15 protein-coding genes, 6 tRNA genes, 2 rRNA genes, 1 pseudogene and 1 other annotated feature are annotated in these 18,709 nt (G+C 29.3%); of the genes and pseudogenes, 23 read left to right on the top strand and 1 reads right to left on the bottom strand.

From position 1 onward, the window contains the following. From CLHOM_RS10635 to CLHOM_RS10530, 23 genes and pseudogenes are all read left to right on the top strand, one after another. Positions 1-95 (top strand): 23S ribosomal RNA (locus CLHOM_RS10635); the annotation flags it as partial. A 228-nt stretch (positions 96-323) separates the two neighbouring features. Further along, positions 324-440, top strand: a 5S ribosomal RNA gene (gene rrf, locus CLHOM_RS10630). 6 nt (positions 441-446) lie between these two features. Next, positions 447-523: transfer RNA gene (locus tag CLHOM_RS10625), tRNA-Ile, on the top strand. A 3-nt stretch (positions 524-526) separates the two neighbouring features. After that, positions 527-602, top strand: a tRNA-Ala gene (locus tag CLHOM_RS10620). A 97-nt stretch (positions 603-699) separates the two neighbouring features. Then, positions 700-1,194: an HD domain-containing protein gene (locus CLHOM_RS10615; RefSeq protein WP_052221677.1), complete on the top strand. Its 495-nt coding sequence runs from the start codon at positions 700-702 to the stop codon at positions 1,192-1,194. A 19-nt stretch (positions 1,195-1,213) separates the two neighbouring features. Continuing rightward, a complete protein-coding gene (locus tag CLHOM_RS10610) occupies positions 1,214-1,726 on the top strand; it encodes a transcription repressor NadR (protein WP_052221676.1) in 513 nt (170 codons plus the stop codon). A 24-nt stretch (positions 1,727-1,750) separates the two neighbouring features. Beyond that, positions 1,751-4,474 carry a UPF0182 family protein gene (locus CLHOM_RS10605; protein WP_052221675.1) on the top strand — a complete coding sequence of 908 codons (2,724 nt, stop codon included), beginning with the start codon at positions 1,751-1,753 and terminating at the stop codon, positions 4,472-4,474. Positions 4,475-4,537: 63 nt separating this feature from the next. Further along, positions 4,538-5,932: an NAD(P)/FAD-dependent oxidoreductase gene (locus CLHOM_RS10600; protein WP_052221674.1), complete on the top strand. Its 1,395-nt coding sequence runs from the start codon at positions 4,538-4,540 to the stop codon at positions 5,930-5,932. A 19-nt stretch (positions 5,933-5,951) separates the two neighbouring features. After that, a complete protein-coding gene (locus tag CLHOM_RS10595; protein WP_052221673.1) occupies positions 5,952-6,191 on the top strand; it encodes a DUF1667 domain-containing protein in 240 nt (79 codons plus the stop codon). A 69-nt stretch (positions 6,192-6,260) separates the two neighbouring features. Next, positions 6,261-6,456, top strand: a binding site (T-box leader). A gap of 92 nt (positions 6,457-6,548) precedes the next feature. Continuing rightward, complete coding sequence (serS, locus tag CLHOM_RS10590) at positions 6,549-7,829, top strand: serine--tRNA ligase (protein WP_052221672.1); 1,281 nt, start codon at positions 6,549-6,551, stop codon at positions 7,827-7,829. Between the two features lie 68 nt (positions 7,830-7,897). Next, positions 7,898-7,988: transfer RNA gene (locus tag CLHOM_RS10585), tRNA-Ser, on the top strand. Between the two features lie 74 nt (positions 7,989-8,062). Beyond that, positions 8,063-8,153 (top strand) — tRNA-Ser (locus CLHOM_RS10580). 34 nt (positions 8,154-8,187) lie between these two features. Further along, positions 8,188-8,278: transfer RNA gene (locus tag CLHOM_RS10575), tRNA-Ser, on the top strand. Between the two features lie 48 nt (positions 8,279-8,326). Next, a tRNA-Arg gene (locus CLHOM_RS10570) sits at positions 8,327-8,403 on the top strand. 115 nt (positions 8,404-8,518) lie between these two features. Further along, positions 8,519-8,947, top strand: coding sequence for a Fic family protein (locus CLHOM_RS10565; RefSeq protein WP_052221671.1), 429 nt, complete (start codon positions 8,519-8,521; stop codon positions 8,945-8,947). Further along, a pseudogene (locus tag CLHOM_RS18925) lies at positions 8,941-9,066 on the top strand (Fic family protein); the annotation flags it as partial. The gene CLHOM_RS10565 and the pseudogene CLHOM_RS18925, both read left to right, overlap by 7 nt. Positions 9,067-9,069: 3 nt before the next feature. After that, complete coding sequence (locus CLHOM_RS10560; RefSeq protein WP_052221670.1) at positions 9,070-9,552, top strand: Fic family protein; 483 nt, start codon at positions 9,070-9,072, stop codon at positions 9,550-9,552. Between the two features lie 188 nt (positions 9,553-9,740). Next, entirely contained in the window at positions 9,741-12,518 is a 2,778-nt protein-coding gene (locus CLHOM_RS10555) for a DEAD/DEAH box helicase family protein (RefSeq protein WP_423230635.1), read from the top strand. A gap of 172 nt (positions 12,519-12,690) precedes the next feature. Continuing rightward, a complete protein-coding gene (gene xerA, locus CLHOM_RS10550) occupies positions 12,691-13,677 on the top strand; it encodes a site-specific tyrosine recombinase/integron integrase (protein ID WP_052221669.1) in 987 nt (328 codons plus the stop codon). A 374-nt stretch (positions 13,678-14,051) separates the two neighbouring features. Further along, the gene (locus CLHOM_RS10545; RefSeq protein WP_052221668.1) at positions 14,052-15,113 is read left to right on the top strand and encodes a PDDEXK nuclease domain-containing protein; all 1,062 of its coding nucleotides are present in this window, start codon (positions 14,052-14,054) and stop codon (positions 15,111-15,113) included. Between the two features lie 55 nt (positions 15,114-15,168). Continuing rightward, a complete protein-coding gene (locus CLHOM_RS10540) occupies positions 15,169-15,882 on the top strand; it encodes a restriction endonuclease subunit S (protein ID WP_242846762.1) in 714 nt (237 codons plus the stop codon). A 69-nt stretch (positions 15,883-15,951) separates the two neighbouring features. Beyond that, on the top strand, positions 15,952-16,962 hold the full coding sequence (locus CLHOM_RS10535; protein WP_052221667.1) for a DUF7309 domain-containing protein: 1,011 nt from the start codon (positions 15,952-15,954) through the stop codon (positions 16,960-16,962). 75 nt (positions 16,963-17,037) lie between these two features. Continuing rightward, on the top strand, positions 17,038-17,769 hold the full coding sequence (locus CLHOM_RS10530) for an MBL fold metallo-hydrolase (RefSeq protein WP_052221666.1): 732 nt from the start codon (positions 17,038-17,040) through the stop codon (positions 17,767-17,769). On the opposite strand, the gene CLHOM_RS10525 is transcribed toward CLHOM_RS10530, so the two are convergent. Next, positions 17,764-18,651: a phosphatidylserine decarboxylase gene (locus tag CLHOM_RS10525; protein ID WP_052221665.1), complete on the bottom strand. Its 888-nt coding sequence runs from the start codon at positions 18,649-18,651 to the stop codon at positions 17,764-17,766. The genes CLHOM_RS10530 and CLHOM_RS10525 overlap by 6 nt on opposite strands. Between the last annotated feature and the right edge of the window lie 58 nt (positions 18,652-18,709).

Below are 18,709 nucleotides of genomic sequence, written 5' to 3'. Positions count from 1 at the left end.
AAGACCCCTGAAAGACCATCAGGTTGATAGGTTAGAGGTGTAAGTGCAGTAATGTACTCAGCTGACTAATACTAATAGGTCGAGGACTTGATCAATATTAATTTACTGTGCAATTTTGAGAGAATAAATTTCTTTCAAAATTATTGACAGAGTAAAATATAGATGATATAATTTTAATCTGTAGTAAGGACACTCTTGAGGAAAACTTAGGAGTAAAGGAAACTCGCTCAGCAGAGCTGAGGAGTACTGATTAATGACACTCTTGAGCAGAAGCTCATGAGTAGCCGACCATCACAAAATCGAAGATTTTGGATGTCTGGCTATCTGGTGGTTATGGCTTGAAGGTAACACCCGTTCCCATTCCGAACACGAAGGTTAAGCTTCAAAGCGCCGATGGTACTGCACTGGTGACGGTGTGGAAGAGTAGGTCGCCGCCGGGTTTATATGGATCTTTAGCTCAGTTGGTTAGAGCAACCGGCTCATAACCGGTTGGTCCGGGGTTCGAGTCCCTGAAGGTCCACCATATGGGGGTATAGCTCAGTTGGGAGAGCACCTGCCTTGCACGCAGGGGGTCAAGAGTTCGAATCTCTTTATCTCCACCATTAAACAGTCTTGAATAAAACAAGACTGTTTTTTTATTTTGTAAAAATATAAATTAGTATGGTATTATATAATTAAATATAAAAAGAGGTATATGTTATGGTTATGTATAGAGTAAAACAATTTTATTTAGCAATAACCTCAAAGGTAGAGGAAGAAGATAAAAAATTTATAAATTTATATTTAGATAAAAATGAGTTAGATTTATTTAATAAACTTCCAATTTATGAACAGACTCACTCTTTAAGAACAGCTAAAAGTGTTAAAGAAGAATGTTTTAAACATAATATAGATGATAAAAAACTTATTAAAGCAGCATTATTACATGACATTGGTAAAATACAAAATAACTTAAATGTAATAGATAAATCTATTATTGTCTTGCTAGACAAAATTACAAAAGGAAAAGCAAAGAAATTATCAAATATAAAAAAGATAGATACATACTATAACCATGGAGAAAAAGGATATAACACTCTAAAAAATTACATAAGCGATAAGAAAATTTTAAAATTAGTAAAAGAGCATCATAATGCAAGTATAGTAGACGATAAGGAACTACAAATTTTAAGAGAATGTGATAGTAAAAATTAATAGGAGAGTGAGTTATATTATGAATTCAGCAAAAAGAAGAGAGTATATTAAAAACCTATTAAATAATACAAAGGCACCTAAAAAAGGTCAAGAACTAGCTGAGGATTTAAATGTAACTAGGCAGGTAATAGTAAAGGATATAGCAATTTTAAGAGCTGAAGGTGTAAGTATAATAGCTACTCCAGAAGGATATATGATACCTAACAATAATAAAAAAGGTATAGAAAAAATAATAGCTGTTTCCCATATGAGAGAAGATATTGAAAATGAACTTCAAATTATAGTAAAATATGGTGGATTAATAAAGGATGTTATAGTAGAGCATCCCTTATATGGTGAAATCAAAGGAATGCTAATGTTAAAGACTCCTTATGATGTACAAAAATTTATGGAGAGAATAAAAGAATATAATGCAGAACCTTTATCAATAATTACTAGAGGAGTTCACTTGCATACAATCGAAGCAGAAAGCGATGAGAGTATGAAAAAAATAATAAATGAATTAAAAAATAGAGGATATCTTGTTGAGTAAATATGTCTAATTGGGGGGAAATAAATGAAGAAAACTAGATTAATAGGACCTGCAATATTAATACTTTTAATTTTAGGTGCTTTTTTTAATCAAATAGTAAGTATTATAATCAATATTAAATGGTTTAATGAAGTAGGATATTTGTCAGTCTATCTTACTAAAATTACTGCTACTTTAAAGTTAATGGTGCCTATATTTTTAATATGTTTTTTATCTATATGGATATATTTTAAGAGTATAAAGAAAAGCATTGTTAAGCTAAGTACTGTAGTGGAAGTAGATACAGAAAGAGAAAGAAAACAAAGAAAGATATTCATGTGGTTAAATGCTGCTTTTTCATTATTAATATCTTTTATATTCTCAGCAAGTTATTGGTATAGGATACTTCAATTTAGCAATGCTACTAGCTTTAAAATAAATGACCCTATTTTTAATATAGATATATCTTTTTTCGTATTTAGATTACCTTTAATAGAATCTTTATATAGTATATTTATAGCTCTATTAATTCTTCTAGGCTTCGTTACTGTAGTTATTTATTTAGTATTAACTGCAAGAGATAGGGTAGTATTTGGAGCGGAAAATTTTCAAGGAAGGTCTACGATAAGTAGCCTTAAAAGTGGTATAACAAAATTTGCAGGAAAGCAGTTGGCAGTTTTAGGAGCTCTTATACTTGCGTTTATTTCTATTGGATATGTAATAAAAGCTTTAAATCTAGTATATTCCCCAAGAGGAGTAGTATTTGGCGCAAGTTATACAGATACTAAGTTAACTTTAAAATTTTATTTATTAATTGTTATAGTATCATTAATATCTTCTATTGTAGTATTTATAAGCATATTAAAATCAAAAATTAAACCTATAGTACTTTCTGTTATTTTAATAGCTTTTTTAATAGTATCTGAAGGTATAGTATCAGGCATGTGGCAGAAATTTATTGTAAAATCTAATGAGAAAGGACTTGAAGCTCCTTTTATAAGGTACAATATGGAGTACACTAAGAAGGCTTTCTCAATTGATGATATTGAAGAAAAGTCATATCCTTTGACTAATAATCTGACAAAGGCAGTTATAGATAGAAATAGAGCTACTGTTGATAATATAAAAGTTAATTCTGTTACCCAAGCTTTAGAATTCTATAATCAAGTTGAAAGTAAGAAAAACTACTATGTTTTTAATGATATTGATATTGGAAGATATAATGTAAATGGTAAATATACTCAAGTGTTTATAGCACCTAGAGAAATTCAATATGATAAATTGCTTGATAAAGCAAGTACATGGCAAAATAAACATTTAACTTATACCCATGGGTATGGAGTTGTAATGAGTAAAGTAAATTCTGTTACTTCTGAAGGAAAGCCAGATATCCTTATTAAAGATATGCCTTTATCAAATAAGTCAGATATAAAAATAGATGATCCAAGGATTTATTTTGGAGAAAAGACTGATATTTATGCTATAGTTAATACCAAAATAAATGAAATGGATTATCCAAAAGAAAGTGGAAATGACGTTACAACTAATTACAACGGTAAAGCTGGAATTAAGATGAGCTTTATAAATAGATTATTGTTTGCCATAAGTGAGAAAGATATTAAATTCTTATTGTCAGGTGACATAAATGGTGAAAGTAAAATATTAATTAATAGAAATATTGTAGATAGAGTAAAAAAGATAGCGCCATTTTTAGTTTATGACAATGATCCTTATATAGTTGTAAAGGATGGTAAGTTATATTGGATTATTGATGCATATACAGTATCAAATAGATATCCTTTTTCTCAACCTGTAAATGATATTAATTACATCAGAAATTCAGTTAAGGTAATAATAGATGCTGTAAATGGAACTACTGATTTTTATATAGTTGATGAGAATGATCCTATAGTGAATAGTTATTCTAATATATTCCCTGAGTTATTTAAGAGTATAAAAGAACTTCCTAATGGATTTAGAGAACATTTCAGATATCCAGAGGACTATTTTTTAGTTCAATGCAGCGTTTTAGAAAAGTATCATGTTAATAGTGAAAATGAATTCTATAGTGGACAAAATGTTTGGGATATATCTAAGAGCCAAAAACAAGTTGATGGTCAAGATACGATTAATAATGCATCTTATACAATTATGAAGTTACCAGGAGAAACTAAGGAAGAGCTTATCCTTCTAGAATATTTTAATCAAAATCAAAGAGAAAATATGGTTGCTTTATTGGGAGCTAGAATGGACGGAAATAACTATGGAAAGCTAGTATTATATAAATTTCCAACTACAGAAAGCGAAACTGTAAATAGTCCTATATTATTTAAACAAAAAATAAATCAGGATACAGCAATATCAAAGGAACTTTCACTTTGGGATGCTAAAGGTTCTCAAGTTCAATTTGGTGATACTATGATTATACCAATAGAGAATTCTCTTTTATATATTGAACCATTGTATCTAAGAGCTAATGGCGAAAAGAGTATTCCTGAAATGAAAAGAGTAATAGCATCCTATGGAGATAAAATGATATTAGCTCAAAATGTAGATGAAGCTCTTAAGATATTATTTAATACTGAAGTTAAGAATGAAGAAAATAATTCAATAAATAATGATGTTAGTACATCAAATATATCAAATTATATAAAAGAGGCAAAAGATTTATATAATAAAGCTATTGAAGCTCAAAAAAGTGGTAACTGGGCTCAATATGGTGAATATATTAATAAATTAGGAGAGGTACTAAGTAAAGTAAGTAAATAAGTACTATTTGGACAGCATGTAACAACTTATATAGAGTATATAAGGTTACTTAGGAGGATTATCATGGATTATGACGTTTTAATATTAGGTGGTGGGTTAATAGGCTGTGCAGTAGCGTACGAATTATCAAAATACAGCCTTAATATAGCCCTTATAGAAAAGGATTATGATATAGCTGATGATGTGGCTTTAGTAAATTCAGCAATAATCTATGATGGTATACAGTGTGAAGATACCATAATGTCACAGCTTCAGCTTATGGGTAATTTTTTAGTAAAGGATTTAGCTGTAAAATTTAATATTCCTTATAAAAAGTATAATTCAATAGTTATGGCAGCAAATGAAAAACAGGAAAAAAGGATAGAGGAAATATACAATAGGTCTGCTAAAAAGGGAATTAACAATATAGCTCTTTTAAGTGGAGAAAATATACATGAATTGGAACCTAATTTAAACATAGAACTAAAGAAGGGAATTTATTCACAAAATACAGGAGTTATATGTCCATATGACTTAGGAATAGCTTATGGAGAGGTGGCCTTTGATAACGGGGTTTCCTTTAAATTAGAAGAAATTGTAGAAGGTATAAAAAAAATAAGTAAAGGCTTTAAAGTAGTTACAAACAAGAATAAATTCACATGTAAGATGGTTATAAATACAACACCTGAAGATTATAATATTGATGGGTTTAAAGAAAGTTTTCCAGAAAGTAAGGCTTATTTAAAGTACTTTTTACTAGAAAAAAGTTTTAAGCTAAAGCTAAACCATATCCTTTTTAGTTATAATGAAGAAATAGATGAAATAATATGTTTACATCCTACTGTACAAGGTAACTATATTGCTTCCATAAAAACAAATGTAAATTTAAATTATGAAGAGTGCTATAATAAAATTAAATTGTTAGTACCTGAAATAAAGAAGGAAGATATAAATACTTTCTATGAAGTTCCTTATTATGATGAAGTTTTGCTAATTGATGATAGCTTAGTGGATAAGGGATATATAAAGATAACAGGAAAAAATTATGCAGAGGTTACCATGACTCCATCTATAGCTAAAATAGTAAAGGAAACAGTAGAAAACAATTTAAAATGTAAAAAGAAAAATGATTTTAATGATAAAAGAAGAGAAATATATAGTTTTAGATTTATGTCAAATGAAGAAAGAAAAAATATTATAAATTTAGATAAAAGGTATGGAAAAATTGTATGCGTATGTAATTTGGTTACTGAGGGTGAAATAGTTGATGCCATAAGAAGACCATTAGGTGCCAGAACTTTAGAGGGAATAAAAAGAAGAACTGGTGCTGCTTTAGGAAGCTGTAAAGGGGCATATTGTATTAATAAGATTATTTCCATATTGGCTAGAGAAACAAATAAAAAGATGACGGATATAGTAAAAGACTCTAAAAATTCAAAAATTCTTCTAAATAGAATTAAGGAATTTGATGAAATTTAATAAGGTGAGTGTAAAATAAATGAAGGAAGATAAAAAGATTTTTACATCTATTGTTAGAATTAAAGGATCAAAGTTTCCAGTAGTTTCTGTAAAAAGCAGCCATCCTATTGATAAGAGCCTATTAATTGAATGTTCAAAGGTATTAAGTAGAATTCACGTAGGAGCTCCAATAAAATGTGGAGATATAATATGCAGAAATATATTAAATACTAGAGTAGATATAATTTCAACTAAGACAATAGAAGCTGATAATTTATAAAAATTATTAAATTGTAGATAATTTATTGACAATCTGTGATATAATATTTATAATTATTTAAAATTAATATTTAAACCGTTGAAGAGAATAGTAGCTTAGTATAGGTTTTTAGAGAGTGGATGGTTGGTGAAAATCCATAACGTATATTTTGTGAATCCGCCTCTGAGGTGTTGTGATGAGCAATACGGCTATGTGTCGTTAAAATTATAAGAGGGTTTATTTATAAACCAATTAGGGTGGCAACGCGGAGTCTTTCGTCCCTACTTTATAGTAGGACAAAAGGCTCTTTTTATTTGAAAAAAACTAATTAAGTTAACCAATTTTATAATTACCTAACAAACAAGGAGGAAATTAGTAATGTTAGATTTAAGAAGAATCAGAAATAACCCTGAAGAATTTAAAAAAGTAATGGAAGGAAGAGGAGAAGACTTCGACTTTAAGTTAATAGATAATGTAGTTGCACTTGATGAGAGAAGAAGAGAAATACTAGTAGAAGTTGAGCAATTAAAAAATAAAAGAAATAATGAATCTTCACAAATAGGAAAGCTTAAAAAAGAGGGAAAAGATATTAGCGGCTTAATGAATGATATGAAGCTGCTTGCTGATAAAATAAAAGAACATGACGTAGAATTAAGCGAAGTAGATGAAAAAATAAAGTACATTATGCTTAGAATACCTAATGTACCTAACCCTAGCGTACCAGATGGAAAAACTGATGAAGATAATGTTGAAATTAGAAAATGGGGAGAACCTAGAAAGTTTAATTTTGAAGCAAAGGCTCACTGGGATATTGGAGTTGATTTAGATATACTTGATTTTGAAAGAGCAGGAAAAATAGCTGGTTCAAGATTTACTGTTTACAAAGGCTTAGGTGCAAGATTAGAAAGAGCAATAATAAACTACTTCTTGGATCTTCACACTATGGACCATGGATATACAGAAGTACTTCCTCCTTATATGGTAAATAGAGATAGTATGACTGGAACAGGTCAGCTTCCTAAATTTGAAGAGGATGCTTTTAAGGTTGAAAATAATGGCTATTTCTTAATACCTACAGCAGAGGTTCCTGTAACTAATTTATACAGAGATGAAATATTAAACGGAAATGAGCTTCCACTAAAATATGCAGCATATAGTGCTTGCTTTAGAGCAGAGGCAGGATCAGCAGGAAGAGATACTAGAGGTCTCGTACGTCAACATCAATTTAATAAAGTAGAACTAGTGAAATTTACTAAGCCAGAACAATCATATGAAGAACTTGAGAAGCTAACTAATGATGCAGAAGACGTGCTTAAAGGCTTAGGGTTACCATATAGAGTAGTGAGAATATGTAAAGGAGATTTAGGCTTTACAGCAGCTTTAAAATACGATATAGAGGTATGGATGCCAAGCTACAATAGATATGTTGAAATTTCAAGCTGTAGTAACTTTGAAGATTTCCAAGCAAGAAGAGCTAATATAAGATATAGAGAAGAAGCAAAATCTAAACCAGAATTTATTCACACTTTAAATGGATCTGGAGTAGCTGTTGGAAGAACTGTAGCAGCTATACTTGAGAATTATCAAAATGAAGATGGAACTGTTACAATACCAGATGCTTTAGTACCATATATGAGAAACACTGTAATTCTTAAGTAAATTTAATTCTAAAAATTATAAGTTGACAATGCGGCGGTATCTTGTTATAATAAATATCGTCGCAATACGGAGAGATGGTCGAGTTGGTTTAAGGCACCGGTCTTGAAAACCGGCGTACGTGAGAGCGTACCTAGGGTTCGAATCCCTATCTCTCCGCCATTTTTAATAAAATATACAATTAAATTTTTATTGACATGCTTAATACATTATATTATAATGTTTAAGTGACCTATGGAGAGATGGTCGAGTTGGTTTAAGGCACCGGTCTTGAAAACCGGCGTGCGTGTGAGCGCACCTAGGGTTCGAATCCCTATCTCTCCGCCATTATTTTAATAAAACTACAACAACTGTAGGACATGGAGAAATACTCAAGTGGCCGAAGAGGCGCCCCTGCTAAGGGCGTAGGTCGGGAAACCGGCGCGAGGGTTCAAATCCCTCTTTCTCCGCCATAACACTCAAGTAAAATTGGGTGTTTTTTATATAAACTTTAATAATATGCGGCGGTAGCTCAGTTGGATAGAGTAGCTGGCTACGAACCAGTTGGTCGGGAGTTCGAATCTTCTCCGCCGCACCATTTTAAAGGCTTTCCTTGGGTTAAGGAAAGTCTTTTATTTTGTTCTTAAGAATTTGTAGTAACGTTTTATTGAATTAGTAATAAATTAGAATTAAATGAATTTTGGAATAAGCTAATGAATATTAGGAAGCTAACAAAAATCCAGATACCGCTTATAGACCAGAGTTATGCTAAATTTGGGTTTAATTTAACTGAGGATGTTAGTAAGAATATTGAAATAATAGAGAATTCAGCTACAGAAGATTTATTTAAATCTGTACCTTTGGATATTGAGGTTTCTGTAATAACTGATGCATTAATTGATGAAGCTTTTAATTCTAGCGTCATAGAAGGTGCATTCTCAACTAAGAGAAGAACAAAAGAAATGATTGAAAAACATTTAAAACCTTCAAATAAAAGTGAAATTATGATAATGAATAATTATCGAGCACTAGTATATATAATGGATCATCTAGAGGAACCTTTAGATGAAAATATTATTCTGTCTATATACAGGATACTTACAAAAGACATGCTTAATGAAGAGGATATAGTTGAATATTAGATTTTATAAATTCTAATGATAACTATCATCCTGTAATCAAAGCTTGTATAATTCACTTCTATTTTGTTTACATTCATCCTTTTTTTGATGGAAATGGGCGAACTGCTCGAGCAGTATCATATATGTATTTATTACAAAATGGATATAAGTTTTTTAAATTCTTTTCTATATCTAGCGTAATAAATGAAGAGAAAAATCGTTATTACGATGCAATTGAAAATACAGAAGTGTATGGTAGTGATATGACTTATTTTATTAAGTATTATAGTAGTATGATTGTACGTTCAATTAGTAAAATCAAAAATAACTTTAAGAAGGAATTTGGAAAACGACTTATAAAAGATACACTAGAAAAGGCTGGTATAATACTAGATAAACGTCAAAGTAAGATAGTAAATCATTTTATTAATGTTGATAAAAACTTTATAACAATTAATGACTATCAAAAAAGGTTTAAAATATCATATGAAACGGCTAGAACTGATTTATTAGAATTAGAGACTATAGGATTTTTTAGAAAGAGTAAAAAGGGTAAAAAATTTATATTTATTTTTAATGACTTCAATGAAATAATTAAAAATATTCAAAATAATTTTATTTATTAATTAAAGGTTCTCTTAATAAAGGGAGCCTTTTTTACTTACTTTCACATTAATATATGAGACAATTTATAACAGTGGTTAAAACATTAAGTTTTAATTAGCATTATTTGCAAAATTTGTGTATTATATTGAATCTTATGGTAAAAACAAATAAAATGTTATATATATAAGCTAATAAAATTAGGGGGATTATGATGTCTAATTTTTCATTTTTAAATAAAAGATGGACAACACTAGCTAAACTTGGTATGCAGGCTGAAAATTATTTACATATAGATAACAACGCATCAATGCTAAAGATGCGTATGTTTGGAGAGCAAATAATAGATTATGTTTTAGCAGCCTTAAAAGTTGAAGTTGCAAAATTTGCAACTCAAGATGATAAGATAAAGCTTTTAAGAGCTACAGGAATAAATGGAGCTATTCCAGACCTTTTTGATATAGTAAGACGATACGGAAATAAGGCTAATCATGAAGGATATGATAATAAAAAAGATGCTCTAGAGTGTTTAGTTTCTATGTATAAGGTAGCTGCATGGTTTTACATTAAAGTAACAAAGGATACTTCAATAAAACCATTAACATATAAAACTCCAAAGCCAGTTACAATTAAAGTACCGGCATATAATATTGAAGAGTATGCTAAGGAAAAGGAAGAAATTAAAGAACAGCATACTAAAGAAGTGAGTGAAGTTAAGGAAGAAATAAAAACAGTTGTTGTAACTGAAGCAGATAAAGTTGTTGAAAAGGAAGTTGAAGGTATATTAGACCTTAATGAAGCAGAAACTAGAAGGAATCTTATAGACATAATGCTAAAAGATGCTGGATGGGATATTAATAATAATGAATTAGTCAAGTTAGAACTTATATTAGCGAATCATAAAGAAGTTGGTAAAAAGGGCTTTGCTGATTATGTATTGTTTAATAAAAAAGGTAAACCAGTTGCAGTAGTTGAGGCTAAAAAATCTTCTGTTGATCCCATTATAGGTCGAGAGCAAGCTGTAGAATATGCTAATACTATTGAAAGAGATTATGGAGTTCGCCCTATAGTTTTCTATACTAATGGATATGAGATATATATGTGGGATGATAAGTATAGCGAGCCAAGACAAATTTGGGGTTTTTATACTTTAGAGGATTTAGAAGAGTTGTTCTTTAAGCACAAGTATAAGAAAAATCTAAACAAAGTTGAAATAGATAAAAGTATTGCAGGAAGACCATATCAGATTGAGGGAATTAAAAGGGTATATGAAAGATATTCTAATGGTCATAGAAAAGCTCTTTTAGTAATGGCTACTGGAACAGGAAAAACAAGAACTGTTATTGCATTAACTAAAGGCATGATGGAAGCAAATTGGGTTAAGAGAGTGTTGTTCTTAGCTGATAGAGATGAACTTGTTAGGCAAGCTAAAGAGGACAAAAATAGCTTTAAAACCTTCATGCCTAAGCAAATATCCTGTAGATTTACTGGCAAAAACTCAGATAATAGAGAAGCGACACTTTATTTCTCAACATATCAAACTATGATTAATTATTATAGTAAGTTCAGCGTAGGATTTTTTGATTTAGTTATATGCGATGAATCTCATAGAAGTATATACAAAACCTACAGGGATATATTAGAGTATTTTGATGCACATATTATAGGACTTACAGCTACACCTGTAGATTTTATAGAAAGAAATACTTTTAATTTATTCAATTGTGAAACTGAAGATCCTACTTTCAATTTCTCTGTAGATCAAGCTTGGAGCCATATACCACCTTACCTTATAGAACCAAGAGTAATTGATGCTACTACTGACTTTTTAAGAAAAGGAATAAAGTATAGCCAAATGACAGAGGAACAAAGAAGACAGGTTGACGATGAAGGTTATGATGGAGATGAAATTGAATTTGATAAAGATGAATTAGAAAAGAAAATAACAAATAAGGATACAAATAGATATATATTAAAAATATTAATGAATGATGGAATTAAAGTAGGCGATCATTTAGGTAAGACAATTATATTTGCAAAAAATAAAAGACACGCAAATCTGTTAGATTCCTTATTTAATGAGATGTATCCTCAGTATAAAGGCAAAATGACAGCGGTTATTTATTCAGATATTTCTGATAAGGAAAGTCTTATAGAAAATTTTAAGGGAGAATATTTTCCAAGAATAGCTATATCTGTAGACTTATTAGATACAGGTATAGATGTACCTGAAATAGTTAACTTAGTATTTGCAAAGCCTATTTATTCAAAGGTTAAGTTTTGGCAGATGATAGGTAGAGGAACAAGAAGATGTGATAACTTGTTTGGGGATGGAGTAGATAAAACAGAATTTGCTATATTTGATTGCTATAAGAACTTTGAGTTCTTTGAAATGAACCAAAATGGATTTATTCCAAAACTGCAAAAAACATCTATGCAAGTTAGATTTGAGCTTATGTGCAAGCTTCTAGAAATATATAAGTCAAAGAATAAAGTGGATATATGCAATGATTTTATAGAAAAACTAAAGTCAGATATTACTGAGCTGCCGTCAGAAACTATAGAAATAAAGAAAAATAGAAAAAAGATAGAACAAGTTAAAAAGGAAGAATATTGGAGTCATTTAAGTGAAGATTTTATTAAAAAGTTAAAGCTAGAGATAACACCATTAATACAATGGATAGAAGCAAAGGATAATTTAGATGCAATTTTATTTGATAGCTCAATGTATAGAATACTTCAAAGCTTTGAGACTAATGATAAGGATTCACTAGTTAGAGAAATTAATGATACTATGGAAAAAGTAGCAAGACTGAAAACAAATATAAATCAGTTTGATGGAAAGAGAGAGCTTGTAAAATCACTATTAAAGCCTTCTGGTTGGGATAATCTTAGTTATGAAAAGCTAGAGAAAATAAGAATAGATTTAAGAGATCTAATGAAGCATAAGGGAGCTGCAGTAGGACATTTTGTTGTAATTGAAATTTGAAATGGAGAAGAGTTTAAAAGAATTAGAAAATAATTTTAATTCCCTAATGCAAAAAGCTTTTAATGGAGAATTGTTTAATTAAATATATAATAATTAATATTGAATTGGAAAATAACTCTTATTACTGGCAATAATATTACAATCTAATGTATTTTTTAAAAAGGAGATTGTAATGGAAAGACTAATTATTGAAATTGAACAGGAAATGATAAATATACTTAATAATATGCAGATGGAAAAGCTTCATAAGGTTTTAGTGAGAAAGTTACAAGGATTAGCTTTTATAGATGATGGGAGTAATAAAAAATTAGATTATGAAGATGTAGATTACTGCAACATATTTATTTGTGCAAAGCGAGTAGAGGGATGTTCAGAAAAATCTCTCAAATATTATAAATCAACTATAGAAAATATGTTAAAAGCATTAAATAAACCAGTCAAACATATTACAACAGAGGATTTAAGATTATACTTAGCAGAATATTATAAAAGTAGCAATTGTAGTAAGGTTTCTATTGATAATATAAGAAGAATTTTATCAACGTTCTTTTCATGGCTTGAGGATGAAAATTATGTTTTAAAAAGTCCGGTAAGAAGGATTCATAAAATAAGAACTGGAAAGATTGTTAAAGAAATTTATACAGATGAACATTTAGAAATAATGCGTGACAATTGCCAAGAAATTCGTGATCTTGCAATAATTGATTTATTAAACTCTACTGGAATACGTGTTGGAGAGTTGGTAAGGTTGAATATTGAGGATATAAATTTTAATGAGAGAGAATGTATTGTTCAAGGAAAAGGTGAAAAGCAAAGAAGAGTGTATTTTGATGCAAAAACCAAAATACATTTACAAAATTATCTTAATAGCAGAATAGACGATAACAAAGCATTATTTGTTTCTCTATTACAACCTTATAATAGGTTAAATGTTAGTGGAGTAGAAATTAGACTGAGAGTTTTAGGGAGAAAGCTTAATATTAATAAATTACATCCACATAAATTTAGAAGAACACTTGCTACAAGAGCTATTGATAAGGGAATGCCCATAGAACAAGTGCAGCATCTTTTAGGACATCAGAAAATAGATACGACTCTTCAATATGCAATGGTAAACCAAAATAATGTTAAGATTTCACATAGAAGGTATATTGGATAGTATATGTATAAATTGTAGATAAGTAGACTCTCCAAATTATGGATCACTGGATCAGACCAATTCAAAGAGATATTTGGGAAATTGCATTGAAAGCAGCAGCGGAGGTAGAAAAAGAATTAGGATTAGATAACCTTTTAAAATGAACTTTATTATATGATACGCGGGTAACTGACTTAAAAAATATAACCATCTTGATTCTAAAATGATTCTATTGTGTTTTAAATAGCTCAATCATCACAAATAATATAAATAAAATAAATAATAAAAGCCTTAATAACAAGAAGTTATTAAGAAAAGATAATATTCAAAATGGTAGAAGCTAATTTCAGTATTATATTTGCTGTTATAGCAAGTAAAACAAAGAAGGTGTCTATATGTCTAAAGAAATTATAAATACTACTGAGGAGCTATCCTCTCTTTATAATAATATATCAGCCTTAATAGAAAAAACTAAAGAAAAGGTATATCATTCTGTAAACTCTAAGCTTGTATTACTTTACTGGAATATTGGTAGGACTATAAAAGATGATATAATTAAAGTTGAAAGAGCTGAGTATGGTGAAAAGGTTGTTGAAGGACTAGCAAAAGAATTGTCTGAGCAATACGGCAAAGGCTATAGTAAAAGAAACCTATTTAGAATGGTTAAATTTTATGAAGCCTTTACAGATTATGAAATAGTGACGACACTGTCGGCACAATTAACATGGTCTCATTTAGTTGAGCTTATTTCAATTGAAGATAGATTAAAGAGAGAATTTTATGCCACCCTTTGTAGCAGCGAAAGGTGGAGTGTGAGGATTTTGAGAGAACGCAAAAGTTCTAGGATGTATGAAAGAACTGTTATTTCAAAGAAGCCAGAACTTACTATTATAAATGATTTAAAGCAGCTTAGAGAAGAAAATAAAATGTCTCCAGACCTATTCTTTAAAGACCCTTATGTGCTAGATTTTCTTGGTCTTCAAGATACATATAGTGAAAAAGATTTAGAGAATGCAATACTAACAGAACTTGAAAAATTTATATTAGAAATGGGTATAGACTTTGCTTTCTTAGGAAGGCAAAAGAGGATTACAGTAGATAACAGAGATTATTATATAGACTTGCTCTTCTACCATCGAAGGATGAAAAGACTTGTAGTTATTGAACTTAAGCTTGAAGAGTTTAAACCGGAGCACAAGGGGCAGGTTGAGCTCTATTTAAGATGGTTAAATAAGTATGAGAGGATGGAAGGTGAAGAAAGTCCACTTGCTTTAATATTATGCGCAGAGAAGTCCAGTGAAACTATTGAACTTTTAGAGTTAGATAATAGTGGTATACATGTAGCTCAGTATATAACTCAGATGCCGCCTAAGGAAGTGTTTGAAGAAAAGCTTCATAAAGCTATTCAAAGAGCTAAATTACAGCTTGAACAAAGAGATCAAAACAGTAACCACTAATAACTAATAACTAATAATATCTATACTCCTTTATATTCTTTGATTGAGATAATTTATGATTAATAAAGTCAAATCGAGATTTATCGAGATGTTTGGGAATTTAAAAGGAGAAAAACATTTAACTTTAGAAGAATGTACGAATTTTATAGATTATCGTGGTAAAACTCCAGTTCTTTCTGAAAGTGGAATTAGAATTATAAATGCAAAGTCAGTAGGCAATGGATTTTTTAAGTATATTGATGAATATATATCAGAAGATATATTTAATTCTTGGATGAAAAGAGGATTTCCAGCGCCTGGAAATGTACTTTTTGTTACAGAAGGTCATACTTTTGGAAATGTATGTAGAATACCAAGTGATTTGCAAAAATTTGCAATGGGGCAAAGAGTTATAACAATGCGAGGAAATAAAGAAATATTAAATAATGCTTTTCTTGCACAATATATGCAAACTATATCTTTTCAGATAGATATAGATAAATATAAAACAGGTAGTTCGGCACAAGGGATTAGAAGTAAAGAGCTTAAGAAAATTTTAGTACCTATTCCATCAATAGAACTTCAAAATAAATTTGCAGATTTCGTTAGTCAAGTCGACAAATTGAAATTTGGAATGATTAAAGGTTTGAATACTCTGTTAGTGACAATTAATTTAAAAGAATTATTAAATGTGGTTTATGAAATAGAACAATTAAAAAGAAAACAAAAATATAGATTGGATGAGACTATAGATTTTTTCATTTTGTTATTAAATAACTATTTAATTTAGTATAAAATATAACTGTACTAGATTTTAATTAACTCTAATAAGTAATTTTAGAGTGGAGAAATTGTTATTATGAGAACTGAAGCAACTTTAGAAGAATGGAAAGCTTTATATGATGTCGCAATAAGGCTTAAAGATGTGAAGCCTTGGGAAGAGTTATGGGATATGGATTTAATAACTATATTACCTAAGGGCAAAAAAGAACCTTGTATTTGCAGTGTTATGGGAAGAGGAGGAGAATGCTATGCTATAGGAGCGTATAATGGTATTAATTCTATACATAACTTTTTTGAAATGGTAAATAATCATGATGTCCCATCGCACCAATTGATACGTTATCAAAATAATATTATGTGCAATTTTGGTAATAGAGATGAATTAACAAAAAAAGAGTTAACTTTAATAAAGGAATTAGGATTTAAATTTAGAGGGAAAAATAATTGGATATATTTTAGAGTATTTGAAACAGGATATGCTCCATATATGCCAGATAAAAATCAAGTCTTAGAATTTACAGGCATATTAAAAAATTTATATATGGCAATTAAAGCATTACATACTGGATTAGAGGTTGATTTTAAAAATGGAAATACTTTAATGCGTAGATTTGATGAGAAAAATAATCAATGGATTAATTATGAAATGCCAGTATTTATACCGAAAGTTCAGTATTCAATACCATCTTTAGAAGACCAATTATTGATAAAGAAATTAAAAAAGCAACACAAGGTAAACTCTATATTAGAACTAGATATAGCATACTTAAATTCAACTATAAATGATAGAAATTACGATAAACCACTTATACCAAGATTATGTATTTTAGTAGATGGAAGAAGCAGGATGATATTATCACAAGCTATGGTAACACCAGAAGATGATGATGTCGATATAATATTTGGAACTATAATAAATTATATTTTTCAAAAGGGTAAACCAAAACAAATCGTAGTTAGAGATACGTATATCTTAAGTATTTTAATTGATTTATGTAAACAAATAGGAATAGATATAGTACAGTCAGGTAAATTAAAAGGAATAGATGAGTTTTTAGAATCTTTTTATGAATATAGGATAAAATAAACAATTATCTTTTACTATTAGAGTTCATAATATATTATAAAAAATTTTGTATTGAAAAAATAAAGGAGATAAAACATGAAACTAACGGTAGTAGGATATTGGGGAGCCTTCCCAAATAAGAACGAAGCTACATCTGGATACTTAATTAATAGCGAAGATTATAACATATTAGTAGACTGTGGTTCGGGGGTATTATCTGAGGTTCAAAACTATATAGATCTATCAAAAATAGATGCAATTATTTTATCTCATTTTCATGCAGATCATATTTCGGATATTTACTGTCTTCAATACGAAGCTTATCTTTCTTTAAAGATGAATATTAGAAAAAAGCCATTAGAAATATATGCTCATGATTTAGATTCTAAATTTAATGGTTTGAATTATAAGAATGCAACTGTAGCTAAAAGAATTGATGATAAGACTGTACTTAATTTTGGAGATTTAAATGTGAGCTTTAAGAAGGTTATTCATGAAGTGCCTTGTTTTGCAATGAGATTTCAGGAAAAAAATAAAGTTATCACTTACAGCGCAGATACTGAATGGTGTAATGAGATAATAGATTTATCAAACGGAGCGGACTTATTTATTTGTGAAACTAGTCTTTTTAATAATTTGAAAGGGCAAGTAAGTGGCCACCTTACCGCTGGAGAAGTAGGTAAGATAGCCAATATGTCTAAGGTTAAAAAATTATTGTTAACTCATTTTCCACACTACGGTGACTTAGAGCAGTTAGTTACGGAAGCAAAAGAAGAATTTAAAGGTGAAATATATAAAGCTAAAACAGGCTTAACCTTTGAGTTATAGCTTTATTCCTATTCTTTCACCCATATTTACTTTACATTCAAAGCCCATTTTTGTTTGTTCTATAATATCTGGATCTATAGTTACTTTACCTTTTTCTAAAAATAAAATAACAGTAGAGCCTCCAAATTTAAAAAACCCTTTTTCTTCTCCTTTTTTAACTTTTTTGTCAGGAGTATAGGTTTGAACTATTGCACCAACACAAGTGGCTCCTACATCAACATAGAGTAAGTTGCCAAAGTTATTTGATTTAAATAAGCTATATTCACGTTTATTTTCACAAAATAACTTTGGTATTTTATTTAATGCAATAGGGTTTACTGAATAATATTTCCCGGGAATTTTATGAGTCTTTTCACAAATTCCATCATCTACAAAATGAAATCTATGATAGTCTATTGGAGCTAACCTAAATATAAGGCAAATTCCTCCAGAAAAGTTTTTGGCTAAAGCATCATTTTTAATTAGTTCCTTTAAATTATAAGTAAAGCCTTTTACTTGAATTAGATTATTAATATCAATATTATCATAAGCAAGAAGTCTTCCATCTGCAGGGGATATTAAAACATCAGAATTAGGATCAATAGGTCTTGCTTCTTCTATTAATTCTCTTGTAAAGAAATTATTAAAATTTTTATATGTGGATTTAGGATACTTAAAATGCTTTTCATCTATATTAAAATTATCAATGAATTTTTGAATATTTTTTTTACTCCAGCTTGAATCACAAAATTGTCCATATAACTTAGTAAAAAGCTTCTTTTTAATAAAAAGTTCTAGAAATTTAACCCCTATAGGAGAAGAATAGGTCCATTCTAAGTATTTATTTCCTGCAACCTTTTCAACTTCATAGGATTTAGTTTTTCTATTAAAATACTTTATCATACTGTATCTCCCTATATACTAGTCTTAATTTTATATATTTTATATTATCATAATTAAA

This window comes from Clostridium homopropionicum DSM 5847 (assembly GCF_001263795.1).
In the GTDB taxonomy this organism is placed as follows: Bacteria; Bacillota; Clostridia; order Clostridiales; family Clostridiaceae; genus Clostridium_H; species Clostridium_H homopropionicum.
The sequence above is the reverse complement of the archived record's forward strand: the minus strand, read 5'-3'. Positions and strand labels throughout refer to the sequence as shown.

Bases quoted from the DNA above. Each gene is read 5' to 3' on its own strand.
- CLHOM_RS10615 (WP_052221677.1), top strand. From the start codon at position 700: ATGGTTATGTATAGAGTAAAACAATTTTATTTAGCAATAACCTCAAAG.
- CLHOM_RS10610 (WP_052221676.1), top strand. From the start codon at position 1,214: ATGAATTCAGCAAAAAGAAGAGAGTATATTAAAAACCTATTAAATAAT.
- CLHOM_RS10605 (WP_052221675.1), top strand. From the start codon at position 1,751: ATGAAGAAAACTAGATTAATAGGACCTGCAATATTAATACTTTTAATT.
- CLHOM_RS10600 (WP_052221674.1), top strand. From the start codon at position 4,538: ATGGATTATGACGTTTTAATATTAGGTGGTGGGTTAATAGGCTGTGCA.
- CLHOM_RS10595 (WP_052221673.1), top strand. From the start codon at position 5,952: ATGAAGGAAGATAAAAAGATTTTTACATCTATTGTTAGAATTAAAGGA.
- serS (WP_052221672.1), top strand. From the start codon at position 6,549: ATGTTAGATTTAAGAAGAATCAGAAATAACCCTGAAGAATTTAAAAAA.
- CLHOM_RS10565 (WP_052221671.1), top strand. From the start codon at position 8,519: ATGAATATTAGGAAGCTAACAAAAATCCAGATACCGCTTATAGACCAG.
- CLHOM_RS10560 (WP_052221670.1), top strand. From the start codon at position 9,070: ATGTATTTATTACAAAATGGATATAAGTTTTTTAAATTCTTTTCTATA.
- CLHOM_RS10555 (WP_423230635.1), top strand. From the start codon at position 9,741: ATGATGTCTAATTTTTCATTTTTAAATAAAAGATGGACAACACTAGCT.
- xerA (WP_052221669.1), top strand. From the start codon at position 12,691: ATGGAAAGACTAATTATTGAAATTGAACAGGAAATGATAAATATACTT.
- CLHOM_RS10545 (WP_052221668.1), top strand. From the start codon at position 14,052: ATGTCTAAAGAAATTATAAATACTACTGAGGAGCTATCCTCTCTTTAT.
- CLHOM_RS10540 (WP_242846762.1), top strand. From the start codon at position 15,169: ATGATTAATAAAGTCAAATCGAGATTTATCGAGATGTTTGGGAATTTA.
- CLHOM_RS10535 (WP_052221667.1), top strand. From the start codon at position 15,952: ATGAGAACTGAAGCAACTTTAGAAGAATGGAAAGCTTTATATGATGTC.
- CLHOM_RS10530 (WP_052221666.1), top strand. From the start codon at position 17,038: ATGAAACTAACGGTAGTAGGATATTGGGGAGCCTTCCCAAATAAGAAC.
- CLHOM_RS10525 (WP_052221665.1), bottom strand. From the start codon at position 18,651: ATGATAAAGTATTTTAATAGAAAAACTAAATCCTATGAAGTTGAAAAG.